Below are 23147 nucleotides of genomic sequence, written 5' to 3' on the forward strand. Positions count from 1 at the left end.
TACCCTCAAAGTTTCCATTCCACAAACGCAACGAAATCCTTGCCCGGTGCACCCATAAAGCCGACCGTTATGTCGCCCTGCTTCGCTTCCACAAAACACGTATCGCCCCAATCCTCCTCGCGTTGTTCAAAGGCCCACGGTGATGTTGAAGCGGCGGTGGCTGCGGCTGACTTCGGTGGCGGGTTTTGAGGCGTCACGCTGCGGTTTGCAGGCGCTCGTGGGGCTGTTCCCGCACCTTCGCCTGATGGCTGGCCAAATGGCGACGTGGACGAAGCCTGAGGGGCCTTGAATAGCGATGGGCCAAGCCCGGTTAAAGTGGATATGCAAGTGTCGAAGCCGGTTCCGAGCGCTATGGCTTCCGTATAGGTCATCACCGGGACGAACCACGGCGGCTCATTTCCTTGGAAGGTTATTGCCAATGGCGCTGGCTTGTTTGTCGAGATCGCTGTGCCCAGAATGGTCGTAACCTTGAAGCCACCCCCGTCCTCCGCAACGGTCTCGGGAATTTCGCCATAGAGCTCATCGCCGTTGACCACCTTCGAAACGAACTGAATGTTACCCGCCCATTCGGTTCCGATGCTGACGTTGGTCGTCTGGCCAGCCGGAAGATTCCAGTTTTGCTTGGTGACGCGCAGCCTCGGAACGATTTTGTCGATGCCGATGAGCGTGTATTCGATCACAACCGACTTCCCGACCACGCCGTGCTGCGGAACCCGCAAAATGCTTTATCGCCAAAAGGGTCCGGCGTCTTCAGTATGACCTGCCAGCTATTGCCCTTGTGGTAGGAGTGTTCTCCGGCCACGGCAGGTGTGGAGATTGAACCCGCGACAGCAGCGCTCAGCCTAATCGCCGCAAGAAGTATTCCAGCATTTTTGGTCATAATGGTTTTTCCATGTGGGATGGGGCAGTTCGGGGCTCTCCCGCAAACTGGCCGTGGCCGATGATGCCCGCCTTCATGGTTTCAAATTCCTCGGCGGTGATCGCGCCTGACGAGCGTAGCGCCGCGAGTTTTTCGATGCGCTCAATCTGTTGGTCCGAGCCAGAAGGGGGGAAGTGCGGGGCAGGGCGCTGATCGCGGCTCTCGGGAAAGTCAGTTGCGGGATGCTTTGACGGAGCGCTGCCGATCACAATGAATGCAACGATCCCGACAAGTGGTATTAGGCAGGTCAGCACAAGCCAGCCGCTTTTCTCAAGGTCGTGCAGGCGCCTGACGATGACAGCGAGTGATGGGACGTAATGGCCCATGACGATCAATGCCGAAACGAGGGGCTGCGGCTCACGTGGCCCGGCAATAGCCACGTCGATAATCAATCCGCCGATGGCTAAACCCAGCAACACGAGGTGGTAGTACCAAAATTCCTTTCGTGTGGACCGGCCCGAAAAGGTGGCGTAGCGACGCATGGCGTCAAGGTAGGCGCTCATAAAAGCCCTCTGTATCCTTGGTTGTTGTCCGAGTGCTCATGTAACGCCTTCATGCCGCTGGCTGGGTTTTCTTCCGCTTGGCCGAACGCCACGTGAAGAAGCCCATGGCGGCAAGCAGGAGAGCGATGACGCCCCAAACCGACATGTCGCCGAAGCTGCCCTGCGACGGCGCGATGAAGGCCATCAGCGCTGACACAAAGAAGATGATGGCACCCACCAGCGGCAGGCCGAAGGAGAACGCGCCACCGATCACCAGCAGCACGCCTGTGAGCATGCCGACCGCGCCGGCACTCCCTGTTGCCTGATCGTTCAGCAGCCCGCTGCCTGCTGTAACTGCGCAGGATTGGAGCAGCACCAATAAGCCGAGGAAGAGCCCGATAATTCCAACTGCGATTTTCATAAATACCCCCAAGTGGTCGCCGCGTAGGCAACCGTAAGTCGTTAACAGGAAATATGTGGTATATATTCGATGGATTAATGCTAGGCAAGATGGTCGCCATGCCGGGATGGAACATCGCGAACGCATTGGATGGAATCTCAGGAAGGTCAGGACCGCTAAGCGCGTAACGCAAGAGAATCTTGCTGTAGATGCTGGGGTGGACAGAACCACCATCAGCGGTATCGAGAGGGGCGATTTCAATGCCTCGGTCGATTTACTCGCGCGGCTTGCCGACGCTCTCACTATCGATATTTCGTTGTTCTTTGAAATTCCTGCTGAGGCCACGCCGCCCGAGCCGTTGAAGGCGGGTCGCAAGCCGGGACGCTGATCGCCAGCATCCGAGCCGAAAACGGTGTTTGCTGATGTAAGGATTGCGCACATGGCTCAATACTCATCTGCCCGCATGACGGTGATTACCCGGCAAGTCACGTTGTCATCTGCCGGATCGGATGATCCGAATTGCAGGTCTAGGTCGTAATAGTCGATCTTCCAAAAGAACACGGCATCTCTGAGCGTGACCGCACCGAAGTCATGCTCGCCGTAAGGGTCGTTGTCTGGCGAGAAATCATCGAACGTCTTCACCGCTGATATGGCCGCTTGCTGATCCTCGGCGCTGAGGTTCGTTACCCCCGGCGTCAGCAGCACCCGCCCACCGGAGAAGCTTTTTCGAAAGGTGTCGTTTTTGTTGCGGATGGCTGCGGCCCGAGCGGCCGCATCCTCGCTGATGTTCTGTTTCAGAGCGCAGCCCATGGCGATCACTTCTCGACATAAGCGGGGTGAATGAGGGCCACCTGATCGACAAGGCGGGTGAAAGGCGGCATGTCGAGATAATCGCGCCACTTGAGGCGAAGCCCTGTGTCGCCCTCGATCTTGATGACGGTAGCTTCATACCACCCCTCCAACGGACCTTCAGTCGCTAGTACGAGGCTACCCACGGTCAGCCGGTCCCAGCTTTCGGGCATATTCTTGGGTGGAACAGGGTAGTCCGTTTCGGCTGTGGGTTTGTCCGGCACCACACGCGGTTGCTCCAGCCGCTCGCGCTCCTCATCGGATAAGTGGGCGGCAATCGCCTGATAGAGCTCCTGCTTCACGAACGGCACGAAGGCCTTACCGCTGTCGAACAGCTTGCCCTGCGGCAACCGGCCGAGAAACGCCCTTAGTTTATCGCCTTCCACCTTGAGCGCCACCATGCCCATCAGTTCGGCGGCTTTCTCTGCTGCACGGGTATCGGTGGCAGGGAAGAATGAGGCGTGAGGCCTACCGTTGTCGTCGCGGCCAAGGATGATGACAGGGCAGGGCAGGGCAGGGTGACGGCAGGGTTGGCGGGTAAGGCGGTGGTAGTGGGTGCAGCGGGTGAAACGTTCATAATAGTAGCTCTCCAAAACAAGAAGAGGGGCCAAACGGCCCCTCACACCGGCAGCACCGCCGGCGTGTTATGGTATAGCATTACAACTAAGGATTGTCAAATTTGCATAAAGTCGAAATTCTTGCTGTGAAATACATCTTCTTCTTTGGAACGTTAAAAATAAGTAAAATTAAATAGTTATCTGCAAGTCTCTGTGCGGAATAGTCAATGTATGCCAAAGTTGCGCATGCTAGCATCGACAAAATCTGACAATGTTCATGTAGATGCCACTCTAATTTCTAGTGAGCAGCGTTGTGACCGGCAGAATCTATGCGAGAGGAATTATGGGCATCTGCGTTACGTTGAATTTTATGAATGATATTCAATGATATTTGGAAGGTAGGCTCGTTGGAGTCGTTTCGCGAATAGACAGGCACAAGGTAACTTCTGATTGAACTTTTCGTCCTTTGGTATACGTTGTGTCCAAGGAAGTTACTTGAGGGGGCAGGCATGTTTAATAAGCTTATTCATATTGCAGTTTGCATTGCGTTCCTTGCGGGCACGACAACTTTGAGGGCAGCACCGGACTATTCTGAGGTCCAGCGAGAAAACGAAAGAGATCTTCGCAAGATTCAGCAGCTTCAAGATGACTGGCCAGCCGTAGAGAGGACTAACAAAGAAACGGGTAAACGGTACAGAGCCGCAGAAGCGGCCCTTAAGCGTTGCATCCGGGGACCGTGGGGAGCCCTTTTTAAGGATTCCATTACTGAGCTGGAGGCAGCTAGAAAAACTCTCGAAGCCGCGAGAAAGCAACTGGAGGTCGCTCGAGCGGGAGCGTTATCAGCACTCAAAGCTCAGCAGCGTCAATTGAAAATCCTAAAAGAAGAATACTCAGATGTTTCAAAAAATGGCGAATTCCATCGAAAGTATTCAGTAATTATCGGCGACATGATTGAAGATTATTACGATGTAACAAAAAATGTAGTGATGGCGGGATACTCTGATTATGACGATGGTTTCAATATTCTAATCGAAGGCTATGACGGCGTCTCAACGGAATGCAACGTACCATTGCCGCTGCCCACTATCTTCCGGCAGGTGCTTTCAATTGTACTTGGTCAGGTAAATCCCGTCAAAATTTTATCACGGGGTATATTGGACAGAATCCCCGCCAAATACAGGGAAAACTGACCTTTAGATATTTTAAACTGATTTGCCAGCGGGGTGAAAACTGTGAGAGTATTTTCGACAATAATGGCTCTACTGATTTCCAGTAATTCGGCGTTGTCCGTTGAATGCGGCATGACCATAGGCTGGGAGTACCGCGACGAAGAGACCCAAAGGCCTCTTTCAAGTATTTATAAGGCAGATAGTCGTATTCCTTCGATTTTCTATACCGCCGATATGGATATAAATACTGATGGCAGCCCAAGATCTTATCATCCAAATGATCCGAAAGGGGAAACAATTGCGTTAAACAACATGGGGAACGCGATAAATAGTATCCACGAAAAATTTGGGGGCAAGTCGCTTGGGTGCAGGCCCCGTCGGGGCGAGTGTTATGAGCGCTATATTTCGACCTTTGAGGCGGCAAGAGATTCTAACTACGACCGTCTAGCACCGTGGATAACCACCGATGGAATGATCCCTTGGAAATACGATGCTAAGCTAAAACGGCATATTCCATGCCTTGTCGAAAGCGGGAGTTATAAAGGCTATTTTGTTTCGCAGACTTCTGTACGGCTGAAAAATGGCGATGAATGTGATCCGAGTATTTATCTGGACAGCATGAAAATCAACGCAAATGTGCTGCCGCGAAATACGCATTGGGAGTCACAGGGTATTGTCACCGACGGCTTCGACCTAGTGGTTGTGATAAACGCTTCTAACAAGATTGTCTTCGGTATCAATGGCGACCGTGGTCCTTCAATTGGAGAGGTCTCTGTCGCGCTGGGTGCCTCAATGGCCGGAGTTAAACTTAAAGGTGACGAAACTTACCGACAGGTGAAGAAACTAGCTCTCGCCAACGCCAGCTACCTTATCTTTCCGGCAATTGACTTGAAGCGTCTTAAAGGGCCGGGCTTCAGCCAGTCAGATATTGATGAAATCGGAGCAAAAACTTTTAGGGAATGGGGTGGGCTAGATAGGCTTATACGCTGCCGCGGCACCCTTCCTGTTCGAGCAAAACAGTAGTATCGAGGTCAATTTTTTGCATCGCCAATGGGATGTTCGTGCGCGCTAGTATTTGACTTGAGTTGGTAACTCTTCGACCTTGGTTAAAGTCGGGCCACCAAGCTACCTTCTTGGCAGCGCATAATGACTGGATAGGGCGGAGCTTTGTGTGATACGAACTGAAGTCGATCAGGCCCGAAGGGAGTTGCTCCGCACCTGATCGCCGTGAATTTCGTGACGCTGCACTGTCCCCTAACTCTCGATCTTAATGCCTAAACGAAACTTCTCGAGCGGCGATAATGGCGTATCCCTCTGGCGGGAGTTGTCCGGCGCGCCGACGTCACCAGCGCGAGAAAAGACGGCAAGCTTGTTTGCTTGTTCTGCTCTTTGTTGAATTTGATACCATGCCAAGGGGGCCGGGTTCGGTGTCCACGGTAGGCCGATTGCCTCTGCACGAGCCGCGAGCTGCGCTTCTCTTTCCTCCGCGAGCTGGTTAGGCGCACTGGTCAACACATCGGATAGAAGGCTCTTTCCGTGCCCACCAGCCACCAGGATGTCGCGCATCTCCACCCGCGAATAGAGATCGACGATGTTTTTGAACGAGCCGGGTCTCAGTGGCCGCTTATACTGTTTGGCCTTTTCGATCTCGATTTCCTCAACTTCACCGGTTTCAGGATCGAACGTCTCCTTGTGTTGCTTGTACAATGCTACTGAGTATTCGCTTTGAGGGGCCTTCATCATGTACATGGCGCGGCCTTCGAGGTTTTCGGTCCAGTTTTTAAAGTAAACGCACTTGCCTCCGGGCCACCCGGCCTCAAAGCGTTCGTTGGTCTTCTTCTGCCGTTTTTTCAGCTGCTTCTGCGTTGTGCCCCAGACCATGAAGTGGCCGTGCCAGCACACTGCCGGTTCCTTCTTGTTGGTCAGAGGGGTGCCGTCATAGTAGTAGGCGGCGTCCAATGCGCCGAAGAAGTTCATATCCTTCAGACGGGCTGACATCCATTTGCGGATTTTCTCCAGGTCGAAGTTCTCAACGTCAGAGATGCTGCGAATATGCTTCTTGAATGCGATATCGACGAAGAAGGCGTCCGTGATTTCGCCCAGCGTAAGGCGTTGCTGAATGTAATGGTCAGTCCTCTCGGCAAACACGATTCTGGTGTGCGGGTTCATGGCGAACATATCAATCGCGTTCTGCTTCAGCAATTTGGCCATGATTTTGGGAGGCAGCTTGTTCTTACCTGCATCAGACACGTGATGACGCCAAATTGCCTTGTCGAGGTCTTCATGCGCCGTCACGAACTGCGTAACGGAGATGATGGGTATACGCTTCATAGTAGGCTCCTAATGATGTCGATATGCACTTAGGGTTACCCGTGGCATAGGCTTATTTACCGGTGTGGGGGTTAGTGGGGTTTGCTGTGTAAAGGGTGTATTACAAAAGGCGCGGCTGCAGCGTCTCACGGCTCAGCACCTCCTGAATCTCAAGGACTACGTGGCCGGTAGCGGCTTGGGAGACGACAACTTTGATGGTTGCCGCCGTTTCGGCCGACAGGGCAGCGAGTTCCTTTGAGACAGGGGTCGCAACGATTTTCCAGTTCGAGCGCTTGCGGCCCCGCTTAGCCCGAAGTCGCTCGGCCAATTCTGTACGAAGCTGCTCAGCCTTGGTCCCGTCTTGCCAAAATGGCCCGAGGATGTTGGTAAGGCTCTTTGCTTGTGCAGGGGCGCCCTTCGCCGTGACGATGTACCGGATAACGAAGGATAGCGCCTCGGCTTGGTTTTCCGAATTCGTTCTGGGCCGGCGTCGGTGGCCCCGCCACAAGGCTGACAAGCAGAATTGATTCCACTGATCAGAGTCGTCCTGCATAATCTTCGCGGCAGCGAAGATAAATGCCATGTTTTCGATGGTTGCTGGATCGTCAGAAGAAAGCGGGAATCGTATTTTCTGACGGAGTGGGTCGAGCTCGGTGCAGATATTCTCCGCTTCAACGAGGGCAGAAAGACGTTGAGTGAATGTTGGCGGTGCCGGGGCGTCTTGCTTCGGTGCCAGTCGAGGATTAATTCCCAAGGTCTGGACCCGTTTAGATCCTGCTGTTTCAAATGTAGGTAATATATGCATCTGACCGCTGCCCAAACTACGCCCAAAAAAACTTGTTGATGAACTCGTCCGGATGTGGTGTTGCGGTGAGCGTTTAGCTGCTTTAAAACTTGAGAAACCTTTGTTCCGTACCTTTGCATTTAACTGCTCAGAAGGTGGCGGGATCGGTCGGCGAGAAGGATCATTCTCCATTACTTATTCTCCTCGAAGCTTTTCAAAAGCGCGAGTATATCTGTTGCTTTCCATGCCGATACACGTGCAGATATTTTCACTGGTCTGGGGTATTCGCCTGAACGAACTTTGGCATAAAACGATGATTTACTGAGAGGTATCGGACCACCGGGCGCCAGAATATCTTTGAGGCGCAATAGGTGTTTCTCTTTCAAATGTTCCATGACGTTGCCCTTTCGGTTGTGAACGTCACGTACTAATAATCATCTTTTTGCGCTGCTCAACAAAGTTGTGCCGCGTTAATTCCTTATTTTTTTGCCTTTTTTTGCAGTGGATTTTGCTTTGCTCTCTTTAGAGCGGTCGCAACCGAAGACCGTTGGATATTATGGTCTATGCCATACAGCAAGCGGTACAAAAATTCAGCGTGCTCAGATGCAAAGGCATTTTCGCCGCGTTCCCCAAGAGCAAGGTCACCAGAAAATACGAATTTCGTCCCGGTGATGTGTTCAAACTCTTTCACGATCTGAGCGGCCGCCCTTGCTATGAGCGGATCATTGAATCGCCGTCCCACTGACGGTTGATGAATCTCTGCAGATTTGAACTGGGAGATAATCGCATTAAGATCAACGATCAATCGATCTATAATTTCCCGGTTTAAATTTCTTAGACGCGGATATTTTGAAGAGACTTCCTCGAGCATCTTGATTGTTTTATTCATCAGGTTGGCTGCTTGATCGATGTCGTTGCTGTTTGGATCCTTAAAAAATGGCTGCTGGGTTTGAGCTGATTTATAGTCAAGCCATATTTCTGAGAATGCTTTGATGAACTGTTGCCGCGAGTGCGGTGCTGAAAACGCTTTGCGTATCGCCTTATTTTCACCCATTGGTTGGAACGCGGCCTCAAAAATCGCCTCACCTTCTGTATCTGCTTCCAACAATAGCACTTTGCTTTACCTTCGATGGGCCCGGATCGTTTTATTATGTCTCCCAGTGCCATCCAGTGCAAAATCCGATATCGATAACGGTAAATATTACGGTATAATTCATGGATTGAAGAAAAAATTGTTATTTTTAATAGGGATACATGCGAGTTAGATTCCCTTCACCCGCTCCAGCGACCTTTCCAGCAAGTTCAATGACGTCCAAGAAGCGTTGATTTATAAGCGTCGTTGATAGTCTCGGGTCTTATTTGCTCTGCACCGCTTTAGCGTTTCACATTTGCTGAAACTCTTTTCGTGACCGTCTCGTATCTTCTTCTGCTCCGATCGTGGAGCGCCAGCCCCGAGGAGGCGCGTATCGAGCGTCGGGGCAATCGAGGAAAAGGAATTTACGATGATCAAGTCCGCTATACGCACGCTTGCGCTCGCAACAATCGTGTCCGCCATCTCCGCCAGCGCATTTGCCGCCAATCCAAAGGTGGGCGGTGCTGCCATGTATGAAAACAAGAACATCGTCGAAAATGCGATGAACTCAAAAGACCACACGACACTGGTGGCCGCCGTCAAAGCTGCTGGTCTGGTTGAAACGCTGCAGGGGAAGGGCCCTTTTACTGTCTTTGCACCCACCAATGAAGCCTTTGCGGCATTGCCCAAAGGCACGGTCGAAAACCTGCTGAAGCCGGAAAACAAGGCCCAGCTTACCAAGGTTCTCACCTGCCATGTCGTCGCAGCCGATGCTATGTCCAAGACCATCGAAAAGATGATCAAGGACGACAAGGGCACCCATGATGTCAAAACTGTCGGCGGCTGCATTCTCAAGGCCAAAGAAAGCATGGGCAAGATCACGCTGACGGACGAAATGGGCGGCGTGGCGCATGTCACGATTGCCGACGTCAAGCAGTCGAATGGCGTTATTCACGTCATCGACAAGGTTCTGCTGCCGAAGATGTAATCGGCCGCAGTATTTGGTTCAATAAAAAGGCTGGCCCGTGAACGGGACCAGCCTTATTTTCTGACGCCGGGATTTAACCCGAGATCGCGTCACATTTTGGGAAGCACCGTGATATCGCGAAGGCCATTGTCTGCGCCGGTGATCGGACCGACCTCGGTTGCAGCACCGGTTTCGAGATTGACGGTGTAGAGGGTAGCGCCCGCTGCCAGATAGGCGGTGTTCTTGCCGCCATCCTCACCGTGGATATCGAATGCATAGCTCGCCGGCTTGTCCTTCAGGCCGAGCTTGCCGATGGCTTTCAACGTGCCGTCATTCGGCTTGGTCTGTTGAACCAGTGCGCCGATGGTGGCATCAATATTGTACATGGCCGTTTTTTCGGGCTTGCCGATGGAGTTGGTATAGGCGGCAGCAACGATATCGGGCGTTTCTCCCTTGTGCATGTCGCCGTCTTCGTAAGCGAGTGCACCATCAACCGTCACGGCGCCGGTATCGGGGTGGACGCGGTGATTGGTCGTGCCGGTCATGAAGCGCAGACGATCCGCCATCGGGTTGAAATCGACCACGACAGGAGCTTCCGTCAAGGTCAACATCTTGTCCATTTTGGCCACGTCGGTTGCCGCGCCGGTTTCAAGGTCGATGGTGACGATGCGATGATCGGGCGTTACTCCGATGACTGTTTTGTTACCCGGGCGAAAATCGATGCCGACAAGCTTGTCGACACCGGTCACATCCATGCTCTTGCTAACGGCCGGCTTCTCGGTGTCGAACATCACCAGCGTCTTGTCTCCGGTCAGTCCGAGGACAGGGGCTGAAACGGCGGCGGTTGCGGTCGCCACAAAGGCGGCGGAGGCGATCAGAGTGATCTGGATAGTCGTCATGTCTTTCTCCCGTGCGTTGATCCGTTTGGAAGTCGTCCAACCCTTGGTTTTTGACGCTTCCATCAATGAGGACACGCGGGGAGGTGGGTTTGGATGCAGGCAGCAAAAAAATATCTGCTTATGCATCCATTTCGTTCCGCGATGGGTATTATATCAAAGCCGACCGTGCCTGCGGTCCAAACTTGAAAGGTTTCGCATGCGTATGGGCTCCGCGCCTGATGATCTTGACAGGGCGCTCGCCGCCTGCGCCAGAGGCGACCGAAACGCATTGCGGGTGATTTTCGAGCGCGAGGCAGGGCGACTGATCGCGGTGGCCGAGCGGATCGTCAAACGCAGGGAGCTGGCAGAAGAGGTTGTGCAGGAGAGTTTCGTGCGCATCTGGACGCACGCGCCCCAATATCGAGCCGACCACGGTTCGGCGCGTGGCTGGATTTACGCCATTGTCAGGAACCGGGCGCTTAATCTTCTGCGGGACGGGAGCCGCGAACTTACCGTGCAGGATGTCGAAACGCTGCGTGACAGCGAACAGGCGGATGAAGTGGTCGCCGCCTGGCAGAAGCTCGACAGGAATTCACGTCTTTATGAATGTCTGGGCGCGCTCGACGAGACCAAACGGCAGGGTATTTTGATGGCTTATGTCGCCGGATATTCCCATGGCGAAATCGCCGGCCGGTTGCGCGTTCCGCTTGGCACGACGAAATCCTGGATAAGGCGCGGGCTTTCCGCTCTTCGGGAGTGCATGGCATGACATATGATCAAAAAGACATTCCCGCCATTGCCGATGACTATGTATTGGGGCTGCTCGAGGCGTCCGAGGCTGCTGCTATCGAAACGGCAACGGAGCGGGACGGCGAATTACGGGCGGCAATCGCGGCAAGCCGCGAGCGTTTTCTACCGCTTGATACCAGCGTTGCGCCCGCAGCCGTCAACAGTGAATTATGGAGCAATATCGAAAGCCGGTTGCCGCCGCAGGCGAAATTCACGGCCAATAAGTCTACCCGCACCGCAAACGACAATAGAAAAAACGGATGGCGGTCGATCGCCGTTTCCGCAATTGCCGCAATCCTCGTTCTTGCCGCGGGGCTGACCTTCAGCCTAACACGCACAACGGAGCCGCTGGTGATCGCAGTTCTCGTCAATGAAGCTGGAGAGGTGCAGGCGGTCGTCGAGGATTTCGGAAACGAAAAGGCAACAGTGCGGATGCTGGCTGATTTTGCCGTACCGCAGGATAAGACCATACAGGTGTGGACATTGCCCTCCAGAGAGGTCGGGCCTGTTTCGCTTGGTTTGATTGAAGGCGTTCGTTCGGCCAGTCTCGTAGGACCGACGCTGCCGAAGCCGCGAAACGACCAGCTTTATGAGATCACCCTCGAGCAGGCAGGTGGATCGCCGACGGGCAGACCGACCGGGCCAATTCTGGCGAAGGGGCTGGCGCGAATGCCTCGTTGAAAACTGGTGTGACGTCGTTATGGAGAATTGCGGCCTGGCTTAGTCGCCAATGGCAACACATCGACGTCACGCAGTCGCATCACATCGGCAGATTCGCTGGAAGGCTGAGGCCATTATTTGCCAGCATATTGAATGGCATAAGAGGAGCGCGCTCCCTTTGGGCAGGTTCGTGATCAAGCCGCTCTCCGAGTGTATATGCAATTTAGCTTGACTACGATTAAATTGCACGTAATAGTTGATGCAGTCGTAACATGAATGGGGAAGTGTTATGAGTCGCAAGTTTATCTCGGAATTTTTGGGTACTTTTTGGCTCGTGTTCGGAGGTTGCGGCAGTGCGGTTTTTGCCGCCGCTTTTCCTGAACTCGGCATCGGCTTCCTTGGTGTTGCTTTCGCTTTTGGCTTGACGGTTCTGACCATGGCCTATGCGGTTGGCGGCATTTCCGGCGGTCACTTCAATCCGGCGGTTTCCGTCGGCCTCACCGTTGCCGGCAAATTCCCGGCGGCGAACCTGGTGCCTTACATCGTGGCGCAGGTTCTGGGGGCGGTCGTCGCGGCTGCGGCGCTTTATGTTATTCTCACCGGCAAGGCCGGTGCCGAAATCGGCGGTTTTGCCGCCAATGGTTATGGCGAGCATTCGCCGGGCGGATATTCTCTCCTGTCGGCGCTGCTGATCGAGATCATCCTGACGGCGTTTTTCCTGGTTGTCATACTGGGGTCGACGCATGGCAGGGTGCCGGTCGGTTTCGCACCTGTCGCCATCGGTCTTGCACTCACCCTTATTCATCTGATTTCCATTCCGGTCACCAACACATCCGTCAATCCGGCCCGCTCGACCGGGCAGGCCCTGTTCGTTGGCGGGTGGGCGCTGCAGCAGCTCTGGTTGTTCTGGCTTGCCCCAATTTTGGGCGGTGCCATTGGCGCCGTGGTCTGGAAAATTTTCGGCGAGGAAGAAAAGGCTGGCCATGCCGGCTCGGTTCAACCCGCGAAGACGTGAATAAGAGGCTTTGTTTCCCCGAATGGTCGGGGAAACGACTGAGGAGGATGGCATGGATCTTACTTCGATATTGGCCCAGATTGTCGGCGGTGCGGTGGGCGGCACGGCTGGTGGAAAGATACTGAAGGATTCCGATCTTGGCTCGCTCGGTAATCTGATTGCCGGCGCCATTGGCGGGATCGGCGGCGGAACCGTACTTGGATCGCTGCTCGGCACTGCGGGCACTGCGGCCGCTGGCGGCGTGGATATCGGCGCTCTTGCCGGCCAGCTCGTTGGCGGCGGTGTCGGCGGTCTGATCGTCCAGATCATCGTCGGCCTGATCAAGAACAAGCTTGTGGCCAAATAGGCGATTGAGCCGCCTTTAGATAAAATGACGGACCTTGCCGGAGGAAGAGCTTCGTTCGGCAAGGTGGGTTGATGTTACACGCATTGATGGCAGTGGCGGCGCGGAGTTCGAACGGGCTTCGTGTTCGGTTATCATCGGCTAAAACGGCGGGATGCCTTTTTTGCTGACCGAGAGATGCGTTATGCCGTTTGGCCGCTGTCGCGAATGCGCGTCAGGTCTTGTCTTTGGCGACCGGCACATGCGGCGTCTTGTTCCAGACGAAAGGTCTGGTTTTAAGCTCCACCACAGCCCGCCAGGCCGCGACGGATAGCATCAGCCAATATAAGGGCATCGCCAGCCATCGCCTTCCGACCTGCCGTCTTTCATAAGCTATCATTCTGCTGCGGCCCATCAGTACGAAGATCGTGTAACTTCCGACGATATTCAGCGCATCGATAAAAAACAGCGCCCCCTGCCATCTGAAGAGCAGGTCGACACCGTTTTCCCGGATGGCTATGGCCATGAATACCAGGGAAACGAAGAGCAAGGGATGCGTCAGAGACGACAGAAGCATGCCGCCGATCAGCAGCTGAAAGGTCATATAGGCAAACCATCCCATGGTACGCGCGGTTGCAAAAGGTGTACGGGTCATCACCAGCCAACTTTGCAGCCAGCCCTTGAACCAGCGTGTTCGCTGGTTCAGCCACACGGGCAGAGATGTCGGTGCATCCTCCAGAGTCTGGCGCCGGATGACGCCGCAGCGATAGCCGAGCCGATGCAGCCTGAGGCCAAGATCAGCATCTTCCGTGACATTGTAGGGATCCCAGGCGCCGGCCCGCCGCAACGCGGCAGTCCGGAAATGATTGGAGGTGCCGCCAAGCGGCAGCGGCAGCCCATGGGTGGCGAGGGCGGGCAGCATGCAGCTGAACAGGCCTGCGTATTCCAGTGCGAAACAGGCGCTGAGCCAGGAAGAAGAGGCGTTGCTGATGATAAGCGGCGCCTGTACGCAGGCCATATCCTCCGGCTGGTTGCGGAAGGCGGCATAGGCTTCGCGCAATTGCTGCGGATGGGGCCGGTCCTCGGCATCATAAACGACAACGAATGTACCGCGCGCACCGGACAGTGCGTAGGTGAGGGCTTTGGGTTTGGTGCGCGGCTCGGAAGGTGGTACCTGGACGATCTCCATGTGCGGACCGGGATTTATCCGCCGGATCGCTTCGATCGTCGCGCCATCGTCGGCCTCGCAGACGAGCTTGATATCGAGCCGCGAGCGGGGCCAGTCCAGACGCTCCAAAGCATTGACGAGCTGCTCGATGACAGCCTCTTCGCGGTAAAGCGCCACCAGAATTGTATAAACCGGCAGTTCGTTTTCGTGCCGACGAGACAAGGCCGCTTCCACGTCGGTTTCCCGGGGTATATGGATGAGGGCAAAGAGCCGGAACAGCAGGGTATTGAGGTAGAGCATCGACAGGGTGGTGTGGAGCCAGGCCAAGGCTATTTCAGAATAAGTCAGCAGCGAAAGGACGAGCAGCGTGGCGAGGACGCCGCCATAAAAGCCCTGCTGGCCATGCAGTGTGATTTTGGCGGAATGCTGGGGCGCGGCGTTGAAAAGCCGCTGCCGGGTTTCCGCCAGGCGACGGGCCTCGCCGGCTTTCCAGATCGCGTCGCGCATGGCCTGCGGGGTGGTCACGGCAAGTTCGTCAAAAAGATGCGGAAGCTCATCCAATATGTTTGTGAGCAGATCCAGCCGCGCCAGCTCCGGCACGATCAGCAACCCCATTTTGCCGTCCTGTGGGATCAGCCGCAGCAACCTCGGCTCTGTGAGCTGAAGATCGAGATTATCTAAATTCGCTACCCGTTCCGACGCGATTTCCGGGAGAAACGGCAATCGTAGATATTCTGCGAAGGCGCTGAAATACACGTCCGCCGTGACAAGTCCGCTCATCAGCAATTCTTCGTCTACAGTGGAGCCGTTTTCCAGCGCCCGCTGTTCGAATGCCGCAATATGCGACTTGTCCACTCCCAGCGAACGGAGAAAACGGGTCTGTCCGGCCCGGCTTTGTTCGGCAGAGTCCCGAAGCGGATTTTCATCGGTATGGGAAAATGCAATTTTTGCTTCTGCCGGGGTCGTGCGAAACGAATCTCGTGTATATTGACTGAAACAATCCATGCATCGCCGCCGCCGTCATGGTAACACCCATTTCCTGTCACGGATAGTATAGATGAGAATAGCGAATGTAACGCGGAATATAGGCCTCTATTTTACTTTAGTTTTCGCTTTACAATTTGTTGGTTATTTTAGTGAAGCTCAGGCCGAAGGTCTGTCGGATGGAAACCGCATGCCGGTGCTGTTCGACGCGCAGGAGCGGTTTCCGGGTGGCGATCTTTCCTCCGTTCCCCGCATCAGGTTTCTGATGTCGGTGGATTTCCCGCCCTTCAATTTCACCGATCAGGAGGGCCGGCTTGCGGGCTTCCATGTCGATCTGGTGCGGGAAATCTGCGCCCAGCTGAAGGTGGAAAGCAAATGCCAGGTGCAGGCGCTACCCTTCGACGAGCTGGAAGCGGCGCTCGAAATGGGCGAGGGCGAAGCGGTGATTTCCGGTCTCGCCACCACGGCCGATCTGCGCAAGAGCTTCACCTTCTCGCGGCCCTATCTGCTGTTGCCCGCCCGGCTGGCGGTGAACAAGGCGGGGAAATTCACCGGCTCCGGAGCGGATGCGCTTTCGGGAAAGAAGGTGGGTGTGGTTGGCAATTCGCGGCACGAACAGATGCTGAAAGCGTTTTTTCCAAAAGCCAGGGTCGAAGGGTTCGATGGCTATGAGCCGATGTATGAGGCGTTGAAGACAGGCAAGGTGGACGCCATCTTCGCCGACGGTCTGCGCCTGCCCTTCTGGGTTGCTGGAGGTGCTTCCGAAAGCTGCTGCGCGCTCTTCGGCGGTCCTTATATGTCCGACCGGTTTCTCGGCGAAGGCCTGTCCATCATGGCGGTCGATCCGGATAATATACTGGTGCCGGCTTTCGATCAGGCGCTGGCCGCCCTTTCGCGAAATGGCCGGCTGGAAGAGATTTACCGGCGTTATTTCCCTTACGGGCTTTATTAGAAATCCTGATCGACCGTCGCGACAGTCCTTATTTGGCTGGCGCGAAAACCTGTTCATCGCGCCGCAAACGTAGGAGCGCGATCCATACGGCGGCGGCGATGGCGGTTTCCACCAGGAAATAGCTGCCGATCGTTCCCGAAATGCTGAAGGACCAGGTAAAGAAGGCAACGATGACGGAGCCGAGGAGATTGCCGCTGTTCCATATCTTCGCGCGAATATCCTGCCTCCCGGAGGCGCCGAGTGCCTCGAGTGCGGTGGCGGCAACGGCCATCGGCAGAACCACCCAGCAAAGCACGCGGGTAATGATGGGCAGAGAGACATATTCGTCGCCGAACAGCAGCGGCAGGAAAGGGGCGATGATGAAGATCACCAACGCGCTGCCGGTTGCGATGAAAAGTGCTGCCTTCAGCACATTATAAGCGCGCCCTATGGTCTTGGTGATGCCCTGCAGGGCGGCGGAGGCCGAGCCCGGATAGATCAGCCGGTTGAGGGCTTCGACGGAGAGATAGGAACTGTCGAGAATCCGCCGAGCGATCGAATAGCTGCCCAGCACCTCGGCGCTGGCAATGGCGCCGAGAACGAGAATATCAGCATTACCGCGCACGGCTTTGAACAGGAACTGGGTGGAAAACAGGATGCCGATGCGGATTTCCTCGCGCACGATCCGGAAAATCGGCCGACCGAGCCTGCCAATCGCCTTGACGGAAATCACGGCCGCAACGGTGTGGGCGGCGAGGTTCCACAGTGCCCAGGCCTCAACCGTTTCCACCTTGAAGATAAGGCAGGCGACCACCGCGGCAATGGTGCGGGCGACGGCGAACATCACTTCCAGCTTGTTGGCCGAAGCGAAGTTGGAATGGGCGATAAAACTCTGCGTGGAAAGCGAGATGACCTTCAGGAGAACGAGGTTGGTGAACAGGATCAGGAAGGTGGTGATCAGCGTGTGCAGCAATGTTTCCGAGGTCGGGAAAAACACCGGGATCGTCGCCATGCCGATGATTGTCAGCACCACGCCCGTCGCAGCACTTAGGAGATAGCTGTGGCCGAGCATGACGGGAAACATGCTACGATCCTGTGCGACGCGGCGGATCAGCGATTCCTGCGAGCCGATGCCGCAGATTTGCACGCCGAGATTGGTGACGGCCGTGATCGAGGCGTAAAGCGCGAATTGTTCGACGCCGAGATGGCGGGCAAGCAGCGCGAAGGTCAGGAGCTGGGCGGCGCTGGACATCAGCAGCGCCCCGCCGGACGCCATATAGGTCAATCCCAGTCTGACTAGATGGCCGAACCGCGGCGTGTTGAACGACACCTCATTCTCCATTTTTTCCGGCATTGCCGGACAAATCCAACAACGACTGCGCTTCTTTTCTAAAAATCCGCGAACTGAAAAGCCGCAACCGGCCAATATTATGAAAGCCCGCAACCCGAATGGATTGCAGTTTATCCTGTCTTATCCTTCTTGAGGTAAGAGAGGGTTAAAGCAATTGCATAATAATGACGATAATGACTGTTTATGGTTATTTGGACATGGCCCTGTTTCAGAAGGGTTTCGTTGTTCGTCACAAGGCAGGCCCATGATCCGATTGTCCAGTTCCGGTGCACGCGACCATGCCGCGTTTGGCTGATACACAGCCCATCGCTGCGCAAGACAGCGCCATATCTCTTGCCGGCGGCCGGCGCGACGCGTTTTTTTTCGTCGCCACCATGCTTTATATCTGGATTTCCGTGGCGCCCTTCGAAAGTCTCGCAGCGCCGCCTGTGCCGCGCGCCGCCGCAAACCAGCTGACCGGCCTTGTGATTGCGCTGATCCTGGCTGTTTTCGCACTGCGCCACCGGCTGACGGGGCTTTTGCTGAGGCCGCGCCTGCCCATCCTGCTATTGTTTTTCTGGCTGGTGATCTGCTCCGTGATAGGCACCCAACCCGGTACCTCGCTGCAGCGCCTGGTCTTCACCGCGCTTTTATGTTTCATCACCAGCGTTCTCGTCGTCATGCCAAGGGATCGGCGGCAGTTCGACCGGATGATGGCCATCTTCGCCCTCATTCTGCTGGCGCTCTGTTATCTGGGAGTGATCTTCCTGCGGTTGCGCTCGGTCCATCAGCCCTTTGACCTTGATGAAAAGGCGCTTGCGGGTGATTGGCGCGGCATCTTCAATCACAAGAACGCCGCCGCCCCCGCCATGATCATTCTTTTCATGATCGGGCTTTACCTGCGCAATGCCTGGTCGACGCTGGGCGGCATCGCGATTACGCTGCTGGCCGGGTTCTTTCTCTGGAAGACCAATGGAAAAACCGCGGCCATGCTTTTACCCGTCACCCTGGCGCTGGTCTGGATCATGGAAAGGCATGCGCACCGCACCTTGCTGATGATCGGCGGTCTTCTGGCCTTTCTCAACATCGTCGCCGTCGGCTCCACCTATTTCCCGAGCATACAGAATTTTGTCGAAAGCCTTGGGATCGATTCCACGTTCACCGGCCGGACGGACATATGGCGCCTGTCCTTCGACACCTTTGCGCAATCGCCGATCTTCGGGCAAGGGTTCCAGGCGTTCTGGACGAGTGACCGTCTGCTGTCGCAGGCCGATATTGCCGGCACCTGGGCGGTCACGGCCTTCCATGCCCATAATGGTTATGTCGAAAGCCTGCTGAATGGCGGCTTGCCGGCTTTCATTCTCACCGTCATATGGCTGGTCATCATACCCGCAAATGATTTCCACACGGCGGTGGACAAGGGCACGGACCCGGGACTGACCCGACTTTTTGCACGAATTTGGGTGTATGCGCTACTTTCTTCGTGTCTTGAGAGTAATTTCTTTACCGGAACCGGGCCTATTTGGTCTTCTCTGCTGATCGCGGTCTATTGTTTGAGGCATCAGGCGCACGACATACTTGAACAGGGGCAGTAATTTGCAGACAGGCCGGGGGGCTTTGTATGACGCAAAAAATCGGGACTTTTGCAGACCGGATCAATAACCGGCTGGTGCGGTATTTTCCGGGGCCGGCGGTGCGGATCGAAAAATCCGAACCGATCGTGTCCTTCACATTCGACGATGTACCGGCCACCGCCTGGACAAAGGGTGCGCGCATCCTGGAAAACGAGGGCGTTTGCGGAACGTTTTACATCGCCGGCACCTTTATCGACAGGCACGACGGACAGCAGGAGATGATTTCCGCCAAAGGCTGTTCGGAACTGGCAGCGGCCGGCCATGAGCTTGCCTGCCACACCTTTTCCCATCGCAAACTCTCGAGCTTTTCACGACGGACGCTCGAAGAAGATCTCGAGCGCAATGACAGCGTTTTGGGTGCGTTCGATGAAAACCGGCACAGCCGAAATTTCTCCGTTCCTTTCGGCATGGCCTCACCGGTCATGCAGCCCCTGCTGCGGCGCCGGTTCAGGACGACACGCGGCATCATGCCCGGCATCAACCGGGACAGTGTCGACCCGCATAATCTTGCCGCAGTCGAGTTGCGTGCGGATCAGAGCTACCTCGATGCGGCCGATCACTGGCTTGAGGATGTTTTGCAAAAAGGCGGCTGGCTCATCATCTTCACCCATGATGTTTCACCGACACCAAGCTTTTACGGCTGCCCGGGAGACAGATTTCAGGGCCTCGTCCGCAAGGCGGCGTCCGGCGGTGCGAAGATCATGACGGTCGATGCCGCGGCAGGGACACTCGGCCTGTAAAGAAATATTCTCAGCGCGTACTCGGGCGATATTGCGGAAACCTCTGTCCGCAATTGCGAACCTATTGGCTGGCCCAGATGATGCGGGCGATCCACTCCACATCCGCCATGTCGAAGCTGCGATTGGGATGTTCGGGGTTGAGCGAAAGAAGCTCGATGTTTTTAGGGCTTTGCCGCGCCAGCACCTTGGCCATCACTTCGCCATCGCGGCTTTTCAGCACCACGCGGTCGCCGCGCCGCACCTGCGCGCCCGGCTCCACGATGAGGATGTCGCCATCACGGTAGAGCGGCATCATGCTCTCGCCCTGCACTTCCAGGGCGTAGACGCCCTGTTTGCGCTCGGGAGAAGAGGGAAACTCCACCACATCCCAGCCTTGACCCGCCGGAAAACCGCCATCATCGAAAAAACCGCCGGAACCGGCCTGCGCAAAACCGAGCAGGGGAATGGCGTTGTCGGCACCGGAAGGCTGCATTGTCTGCGCCCTGCCGAAAGCATAACCGAAAAACTGGTCGACACTTGCGCCCGTCGCTTCCAGCACCTTGGAGACGGATTCGGTCGAGGGCCAGCGTTTGCGGCCATCCGGCCCGAAGCGTTTCGATTTATTGAAAGATGTGGGATCGAGGCCGGCGCGCTTCGCCAATGCCGAAGGCGTCAGCTGATGGCGTTCGGCAAGCGTATCGATGGCGCTCCAGATCGTCTCGTGTGACAGCATGATAGAAAGCCCGCAAGTGGAGCCGATAGCGGAAAGCTCCTGTCGTTTACTGACCGGAATCTAGACCAAATCCGGTCAGGAGTAAAGAAAGGAAAGGAATAAAATCCTTGCTTTAGGCCACCATTGCCGATGTGTTTATCTTGGCGAGCTGGATGACCGCCTGTGTGCGGCTGTCGACCTTGAGCTTCAGCAGAATTGCCGAGACATGCGCCTTGATGGTGGCTTCGGAAACATTGAGCTCATAGGCGATCTGCTTGTTCAGCAGCCCTTCGGCCAGCATGCCCAGAACCCGGCTTTGCTGTGGCGTCAGCGTTCTGAGCCGGCCGATCAGATCGGCCACGTCAGGATCCTGCTCCTTCTCGCCCTGATGGCCCGACGGTATCCAGACATCGCCTTCCAGAACCGCGCGGATGCCGTCCCTGATATCGTCAATACCAGAGGATTTGGAAATGAAACCGGAAGCACCGAGTTCAATCGACCGGCGAACGGTGGTCGCATCATCCGTTGCCGAAACGATGACGATCGGCAGGCTGGAAAATTCCGCTCTCAGCGCCATCAGGCCGGAAAATCCGCTGACCCCCGGCATGGCGAGATCGAGAAGCATGAGATCGGCATCGTTGCGCGTTGTGGCTGCATGTCGGGCAGCCTCGAAATCCCCGGCCTCGATGATGGTCTGTTGCCCGTCGAGACCGGCTACGGCCTGTTTCAGGGCACCGCGAAAAAGCGGGTGGTCATCTGCAATGATAATGACAAGTTCCGACATTCTGGCCCCCTCCCAAGGGCGTTATGCGGTTCTTTCGCAGCTATTGGCTTACTCCCTTTGCCGGTGGTCGAAACACGTCCGGCTCCTCCGCCAAAGGTTGCTCCAATCACTCCGGCATTACAAGGAAAAGCTTGTGGACAGGCGGTCTTTGAGGGCTTCCGTAATAAAAATGCCGTGGAAACTGTGGACAATCTTCCTGCTTTGCGGCAAACCGCCCGGACAGGAAAGCGCTGGAAAGCCTCGGAGAGCCTTATGCAGGAAACGCCCGCGATCATCTATAAAATCGTGCCGGAGACGTTGTGGAGTGCAGCCAGGGCAGAAGGCATGTTCGAAGGTGCGGCCATCGACCTGACCGACGGCTTCATTCATTTTTCGACTGCAAAGCAGGTGGCAGAGACAGCCGCGCGGCATTTTTCCGGCCAGGTGGATCTGCTTCTGATCGCGGTCGACGGTGCAGCACTTGGCGACAAGCTGGTCTATGAACCGTCCAGGGGCGGTGATCTTTTCCCGCATCTTTACGCCCCGCTTCCCTTCAGCGCGGTCCTTTGGGAAACGCCGCTCTCGCTTGATCATGATGGCCAGCACCAGTTCCCGGAGATTTTGTGATGAGCGGATTATTTTCCTCTGTCGGCCGCAAGGGCCTGTTTCTCATCGATCCGGAAAAGGCGCACGGGCTCTCCGTTGCGGCGCTGAAAAGCGGCTTCCTGCCCACCTGCATGGTGCCGCATGATCCGCGCCTGCAGCAGACGGTGGCGGGCCTTGTCTTCCCCAATCCGCTCGGCATGGCGGCGGGTTACGAAAAGAATGCGGAAGTACCGGGACCGCTTCTGAGGCTCGGTTTCGGCTTCACCGAAATCGGCACCGTCACGCCGCGGGCGCAATCCGGCAATCCCAAGCCACGCATTTTCCGCCTGGTCGAGGATGAGGGCGTCATCAACCGTCTCGGCTTCAACAATGAAGGCCATGCCGCAGCGCTGGAGCGTCTGAAACAGGCGCGTCTGCGCGGCATCGTCGGTGTCAATATCGGCGCCAACAAGGATAGCGAAGACCGCATCGCCGATTATGTGCAGGGCATCGAGGCGTTTTATGCGGTCGCATCCTATTTCACCGTCAATATTTCTTCACCCAACACACCCGGCCTTCGTGATCTGCAGGCGCGTGAAAGCCTTGCGGCCCTTCTCACGGCCGTGCTGGAAAGCCGCAAGACGGAAGCGGAGCGCCTCGGCAAACGCATCCCGATCTTTCTCAAGATCGCGCCCGATCTGACTGAGGAAGGACTGGACGATGTTGCCGAAGAGGCGCTCGCCCACGATCTCGATGGCCTGATCGTCTCGAACACCACGCTTTCACGCGAAGGCCTGCGCCCTGGTCCCCACAGGGGCGAGGCCGGCGGGCTTTCGGGCAAGCCACTCTTTGAGCTTTCCACCACGGTTCTCGCCAAGATACGCCGTCGCGTTGGCGCCAATTTGCCGATCATCGGCGTTGGTGGTGTTTCATCTGCGGAAACGGCTTTGGAAAAGGTGCGGGCAGGGGCTGATCTCGTGCAGCTCTATTCCTGTATGGTCTATGAAGGCCCCGGCCTGCCCTCGGCCATCGTCAAGGGCATGTCGAAACTGGTCGCCCGCGAGGGCGTAGAGACCATCCGTGACCTGCGCGACAGCACGGTGGACCGCTGGGCTGACCGTAAGCTCGGCTGAAGAGCGAAGGAGCGG

28 protein-coding genes are annotated in these 23147 nt (G+C 55.8%); 14 read left to right on the forward strand and 14 right to left on the reverse strand.

The genetic code is table 11. The features are described 5' to 3' along the window. Window positions 1-5 precede the first annotated feature (5 nt). The 3 genes from GSF67_RS00600 to GSF67_RS00610 all read right to left on the reverse strand — a co-directional run bounded on the left by GSF67_RS00600 (window position 6) and on the right by GSF67_RS00610 (window position 1822). Window positions 6-680, reverse strand: a complete 675-nt coding sequence (locus GSF67_RS00600) for a hypothetical protein (protein WP_006313357.1) — start codon at window positions 678-680, stop codon at window positions 6-8. A gap of 196 nt (window positions 681-876) precedes the next feature. Then, window positions 877-1422 carry a DUF805 domain-containing protein gene (locus GSF67_RS00605; RefSeq protein WP_006313353.1) on the reverse strand — a complete coding sequence of 182 codons (546 nt, stop codon included), beginning with the start codon at window positions 1420-1422 and terminating at the stop codon, window positions 877-879. Window positions 1423-1471: 49 nt separating this feature from the next. Beyond that, a complete protein-coding gene (locus GSF67_RS00610) occupies window positions 1472-1822 on the reverse strand; it encodes a hypothetical protein (protein WP_006313352.1) in 351 nt (116 codons plus the stop codon). 106 nt (window positions 1823-1928) lie between these two features. Between GSF67_RS00610 and GSF67_RS00615 the strand changes: the two genes are divergently transcribed. Next, window positions 1929-2189 (forward strand): helix-turn-helix domain-containing protein, encoded by a 261-nt coding sequence (locus GSF67_RS00615; RefSeq protein ID WP_006313351.1) that lies wholly within the window; start codon window positions 1929-1931, stop codon window positions 2187-2189. Window positions 2190-2245: 56 nt separating this feature from the next. Here GSF67_RS00615 and GSF67_RS00620 read toward each other — a convergent pair whose 3' ends face one another. Both GSF67_RS00620 and GSF67_RS00625 read right to left on the reverse strand, forming a co-directional pair. Then, complete coding sequence (locus GSF67_RS00620) at window positions 2246-2611, reverse strand: DUF3768 domain-containing protein (protein WP_006313350.1); 366 nt, start codon at window positions 2609-2611, stop codon at window positions 2246-2248. 5 nt (window positions 2612-2616) lie between these two features. Then, complete coding sequence (locus tag GSF67_RS00625) at window positions 2617-3261, reverse strand: hypothetical protein (protein WP_006313343.1); 645 nt, start codon at window positions 3259-3261, stop codon at window positions 2617-2619. A gap of 455 nt (window positions 3262-3716) precedes the next feature. Here GSF67_RS00625 and GSF67_RS00630 point away from each other — a divergent pair, with 455 nt between their 5' ends. Both GSF67_RS00630 and GSF67_RS00635 read left to right on the forward strand, forming a co-directional pair. Next, window positions 3717-4397 carry a hypothetical protein gene (locus GSF67_RS00630; protein WP_006313342.1) on the forward strand — a complete coding sequence of 227 codons (681 nt, stop codon included), beginning with the start codon at window positions 3717-3719 and terminating at the stop codon, window positions 4395-4397. Window positions 4398-4508: 111 nt separating this feature from the next. After that, the gene (locus tag GSF67_RS00635) at window positions 4509-5399 is read left to right on the forward strand and encodes a glycoside hydrolase family 75 protein (protein ID WP_157998611.1); all 891 of its coding nucleotides are present in this window, start codon (window positions 4509-4511) and stop codon (window positions 5397-5399) included. A gap of 231 nt (window positions 5400-5630) precedes the next feature. Here the strand turns inward: GSF67_RS00635 and GSF67_RS00640 are convergent, their stop codons facing one another. The 4 genes from GSF67_RS00640 to GSF67_RS00655 all read right to left on the reverse strand — a co-directional run bounded on the left by GSF67_RS00640 (window position 5631) and on the right by GSF67_RS00655 (window position 8575). Continuing rightward, the gene (locus GSF67_RS00640) at window positions 5631-6707 is read right to left on the reverse strand and encodes a hypothetical protein (RefSeq protein WP_006313340.1); all 1077 of its coding nucleotides are present in this window, start codon (window positions 6705-6707) and stop codon (window positions 5631-5633) included. Between the two features lie 100 nt (window positions 6708-6807). Continuing rightward, window positions 6808-7662 carry a hypothetical protein gene (locus GSF67_RS00645; RefSeq protein ID WP_128821969.1) on the reverse strand — a complete coding sequence of 285 codons (855 nt, stop codon included), beginning with the start codon at window positions 7660-7662 and terminating at the stop codon, window positions 6808-6810. Beyond that, window positions 7662-7865 carry an AlpA family transcriptional regulator gene (locus GSF67_RS00650; RefSeq protein ID WP_006313338.1) on the reverse strand — a complete coding sequence of 68 codons (204 nt, stop codon included), beginning with the start codon at window positions 7863-7865 and terminating at the stop codon, window positions 7662-7664. Before GSF67_RS00650 ends, GSF67_RS00645 begins: the two co-directional genes overlap by 1 nt. A gap of 83 nt (window positions 7866-7948) precedes the next feature. After that, on the reverse strand, window positions 7949-8575 hold the full coding sequence (locus tag GSF67_RS00655) for a hypothetical protein (RefSeq protein WP_128821970.1): 627 nt from the start codon (window positions 8573-8575) through the stop codon (window positions 7949-7951). Window positions 8576-8972: 397 nt separating this feature from the next. Between GSF67_RS00655 and GSF67_RS00660 the strand changes: the two genes are divergently transcribed. Further along, window positions 8973-9530 (forward strand): fasciclin domain-containing protein, encoded by a 558-nt coding sequence (locus GSF67_RS00660; RefSeq protein ID WP_006313336.1) that lies wholly within the window; start codon window positions 8973-8975, stop codon window positions 9528-9530. Between the two features lie 89 nt (window positions 9531-9619). On the opposite strand, the gene GSF67_RS00665 is transcribed toward GSF67_RS00660, so the two are convergent. Then, a complete protein-coding gene (locus GSF67_RS00665) occupies window positions 9620-10408 on the reverse strand; it encodes a DUF4394 domain-containing protein (protein ID WP_006313335.1) in 789 nt (262 codons plus the stop codon). A gap of 202 nt (window positions 10409-10610) precedes the next feature. Between GSF67_RS00665 and GSF67_RS00670 the strand changes: the two genes are divergently transcribed. The 4 genes from GSF67_RS00670 (at window position 10611) to GSF67_RS00685 (ending at window position 13197) form a co-directional block, all read left to right on the forward strand. Next, the gene (locus GSF67_RS00670) at window positions 10611-11156 is read left to right on the forward strand and encodes a sigma-70 family RNA polymerase sigma factor (protein WP_010970922.1); all 546 of its coding nucleotides are present in this window, start codon (window positions 10611-10613) and stop codon (window positions 11154-11156) included. After that, window positions 11153-11857 (forward strand): anti-sigma factor domain-containing protein, encoded by a 705-nt coding sequence (locus GSF67_RS00675; protein ID WP_006313333.1) that lies wholly within the window; start codon window positions 11153-11155, stop codon window positions 11855-11857. Before GSF67_RS00670 ends, GSF67_RS00675 begins: the two co-directional genes overlap by 4 nt. A 268-nt stretch (window positions 11858-12125) precedes the next feature. Beyond that, a complete protein-coding gene (gene aqpZ / locus GSF67_RS00680) occupies window positions 12126-12851 on the forward strand; it encodes an aquaporin Z (protein ID WP_006313332.1) in 726 nt (241 codons plus the stop codon). A 52-nt stretch (window positions 12852-12903) separates the two neighbouring features. After that, window positions 12904-13197, forward strand: coding sequence for a hypothetical protein (locus GSF67_RS00685; RefSeq protein ID WP_035215513.1), 294 nt, complete (start codon window positions 12904-12906; stop codon window positions 13195-13197). 211 nt (window positions 13198-13408) lie between these two features. Here the strand turns inward: GSF67_RS00685 and GSF67_RS00690 are convergent, their stop codons facing one another. Beyond that, window positions 13409-15346 carry a glycosyltransferase family 2 protein gene (locus tag GSF67_RS00690; RefSeq protein WP_006313329.1) on the reverse strand — a complete coding sequence of 646 codons (1938 nt, stop codon included), beginning with the start codon at window positions 15344-15346 and terminating at the stop codon, window positions 13409-13411. A 169-nt stretch (window positions 15347-15515) separates the two neighbouring features. Here GSF67_RS00690 and GSF67_RS00695 point away from each other — a divergent pair, with 169 nt between their 5' ends. Beyond that, window positions 15516-16277: a transporter substrate-binding domain-containing protein gene (locus GSF67_RS00695; protein ID WP_006313328.1), complete on the forward strand. Its 762-nt coding sequence runs from the start codon at window positions 15516-15518 to the stop codon at window positions 16275-16277. Between the two features lie 28 nt (window positions 16278-16305). Here the strand turns inward: GSF67_RS00695 and uppX are convergent, their stop codons facing one another. Further along, a complete protein-coding gene (gene uppX, locus GSF67_RS00700) occupies window positions 16306-17598 on the reverse strand; it encodes a Wzx-type polysaccharide biosynthesis protein UppX (RefSeq protein WP_006313326.1) in 1293 nt (430 codons plus the stop codon). Here uppX and GSF67_RS00705 point away from each other — a divergent pair. The 3 genes from GSF67_RS00705 to GSF67_RS00715 all read left to right on the forward strand — a co-directional run bounded on the left by GSF67_RS00705 (window position 17573) and on the right by GSF67_RS00715 (window position 19960). After that, window positions 17573-17740 carry a hypothetical protein gene (locus GSF67_RS00705; RefSeq protein WP_006313327.1) on the forward strand — a complete coding sequence of 56 codons (168 nt, stop codon included), beginning with the start codon at window positions 17573-17575 and terminating at the stop codon, window positions 17738-17740. The genes uppX and GSF67_RS00705 overlap by 26 nt on opposite strands. A gap of 145 nt (window positions 17741-17885) precedes the next feature. Further along, entirely contained in the window at window positions 17886-19181 is a 1296-nt protein-coding gene (gene uppY / locus GSF67_RS00710; protein ID WP_006313325.1) for a Wzy-type polysaccharide biosynthesis protein UppY, read from the forward strand. A gap of 26 nt (window positions 19182-19207) precedes the next feature. Beyond that, complete coding sequence (locus tag GSF67_RS00715; protein WP_006313324.1) at window positions 19208-19960, forward strand: polysaccharide deacetylase family protein; 753 nt, start codon at window positions 19208-19210, stop codon at window positions 19958-19960. A gap of 61 nt (window positions 19961-20021) precedes the next feature. On the opposite strand, the gene GSF67_RS00720 is transcribed toward GSF67_RS00715, so the two are convergent. Together GSF67_RS00720 and GSF67_RS00725 are read right to left on the reverse strand one after the other, a co-directional pair. Beyond that, window positions 20022-20672, reverse strand: a complete 651-nt coding sequence (locus GSF67_RS00720; RefSeq protein ID WP_006313323.1) for a helix-turn-helix transcriptional regulator — start codon at window positions 20670-20672, stop codon at window positions 20022-20024. 112 nt (window positions 20673-20784) lie between these two features. After that, window positions 20785-21435, reverse strand: a complete 651-nt coding sequence (locus GSF67_RS00725; RefSeq protein ID WP_006313322.1) for a response regulator transcription factor — start codon at window positions 21433-21435, stop codon at window positions 20785-20787. A gap of 252 nt (window positions 21436-21687) precedes the next feature. On the opposite strand from GSF67_RS00725, the gene GSF67_RS00730 reads away from it, so the two are divergent. Further along, entirely contained in the window at window positions 21688-22041 is a 354-nt protein-coding gene (locus GSF67_RS00730) for a DUF952 domain-containing protein (protein WP_006313321.1), read from the forward strand. Beyond that, on the forward strand, window positions 22041-23132 hold the full coding sequence (locus GSF67_RS00735; RefSeq protein WP_006313317.1) for a quinone-dependent dihydroorotate dehydrogenase: 1092 nt from the start codon (window positions 22041-22043) through the stop codon (window positions 23130-23132). Before GSF67_RS00730 ends, GSF67_RS00735 begins: the two co-directional genes overlap by 1 nt. Window positions 23133-23147: the final 15 nt, after the last annotated feature.

Origin of the sequence: Agrobacterium sp. CGMCC 11546, assembly GCF_013365515.1 — a bacterium.
Taxonomy (GTDB): domain Bacteria; phylum Pseudomonadota; class Alphaproteobacteria; order Rhizobiales; family Rhizobiaceae; genus Agrobacterium; species Agrobacterium fabrum.